We start from the raw sequence: 1,919 nt of genomic DNA on the forward strand, positions 1-1,919 counted from the left end.
AAACAGTGGTGCGTTACGGGATCTCGATGGCCGACATTCCGCTGACCACGGGGCAGCCGGATCGCGGCGCCGGCGCGTATCAGTTCACCGGCTACACGATCTACGACCCGCTGGTGGCGTGGGAGATGAACGTTGGCGATCGGCCCGGCAAGCTGGTGCCGGGGCTCGCCACCGAGTGGAAGGTCGAAGACGCTGATCACACAAAGTGGATTTTCAAACTTCGCCCCGGCGTGAAGTTTCACGACGGCAGCGACTTCAACGCCGACGCCGTGGTGTGGAACGTCGATAAGGTGCTCAACAAAGAAGCACCGCAATACGACCCCAGCCAAATCGGCGTGACCGCATCGCGGATGCCGACGCTGGTCTCGGCCAAGAAGATTGATGACCTGACCGTCGAGCTGACCACCAAGGAGCCCGACAGCTTCCTCCCGATCAACCTCACCAACCTGTTCATGGCGAGCCCGACCAAGTGGCAGGCGCTGTACGACAAGGCCGAGGGCGCCGACGCCAAGGCGAAGTCGACCGCAGCTTGGGCCGCCTTCGCCAAGGACGCGTCGGGCACAGGCCCGTGGAAGATGGCGAAGTTCACCCCGCGCGAACGGCTGGAGCTCACCAAGAACGACGGTTACTGGGACAAGAACCGCATCCCGCATGTCGACCGCATGGTGCTGCTGCCGATGCCGGAAGCTAATGCCCGGACTGCAGCACTCCTCTCCGGCCAGGTGGATTGGATCGAAGCGCCGGCGCCGGATGCAGTGAAGGAAATCGAAGGCCGCGGCTTCAAGATCGAGAAGAACGAACAGCCGCACGTCTGGCCGTGGCAGTTCTCGCGGATCGAAGGCTCGCCGTGGAACGACATCCGCGTCCGCCGCGCCGCCAATCTGTGTATCGATCGTGAAGGCATGCGCGACGGCCTGCTGTCGGGCCTGATGGTGCCGGCCACCGGCACGTTCGAGCCGGGTCACCCATGGCGCGGCAAGCCGCAGTTCCAGATCAAATACGATCTGCCCGCGGCGCAGAAGCTGATGAAGGAAGCCGGCTACGGCCCGACCAAGAAGCTGACCGTCAAGGTGCAGACCTCGGCGTCGGGCTCGGGCCAGATGCTGCCGCTGCCGATGAACGAGTATCTGCAGCAGGCGCTGGCGGAGTGTTACTTCGACGTCAAGCTCGACGTGATCGAATGGAACACGCTGTTCACCAATTGGCGTCGCGGCGTCAAGGATCCGTCGGCGAACGGCTCGGATGCGATCAACGTCACCTACGCGGCGATGGATCCGTTCTTCGCGCTGGTGCGCTTCCTGCAGTCGTCGATGGCGCCGCCGGTGTCGAACAACTGGGGCTACATCAACAACCCGAAGTTCGACGAGCTGGTAAAGAAGGCGCGCACCACGTTCACCGACAAGGAGCGTGACGAAGTGCTCGCCGAGCTCAACGCCGCCTCGATCGACGACGCCGCGTTCCTCTACGTCGCCCACGACGTCGGTCCGCGTGCGCTGAGCCCGAAGATCAAGGGCTTCGTGCAGCCGAAGAGCTGGTTCGTCGACTTCTCCCCGGTGTCGATCGCGCCGTAGATCGACACTGCTGAACTCCACCCCGTCATTGCGAGGAGCGAAGCGACGAAGCAATCCAGCCCAGTGCACTGATCACTGGATTGCTTCGCTGCGCTCGCAATGACGGGGAAGACGCCTCGACCCGACTGACTGCATCCTCGTTCGAGTGAGAGTCCCGTGCTCGCCTATATCGCCCGCCGCATCGTCTATGTCGTTCCGATCGTCCTCAGCGTCGCTCTGGTGTGTTTCCTGCTGGTGCACATCACGCCCGGTGATCCGCTGGTCGCGGTGTTGCCGGCGGACGCGTCGCAGGAACTCGCGGCGCAGCTCCGCGCTGCCTACGGCTTCGACCGGCCGCTGCCGGTGCAG

1 protein-coding gene and 1 pseudogene are annotated in these 1,919 nt (G+C 63.7%); both read left to right on the top strand.

The window, feature by feature from the left end; genetic code table 11:
- Positions 1-1,571 (top strand): ABC transporter substrate-binding protein (locus tag DYI24_RS25755; protein WP_164574327.1); only part of this gene is annotated, 1,571 nt, incomplete at its 5' end.
- Positions 1,572-1,727: 156 nt separating this feature from the next.
- Positions 1,728-1,919 (top strand): annotated as a pseudogene (locus tag DYI24_RS28465) (ABC transporter permease); the annotation flags it as partial.

The organism is Rhodopseudomonas sp. BR0C11 (assembly GCF_010820945.1).
Taxonomy (GTDB): Bacteria; Pseudomonadota; Alphaproteobacteria; order Rhizobiales; family Xanthobacteraceae; genus Rhodopseudomonas; species Rhodopseudomonas palustris_H.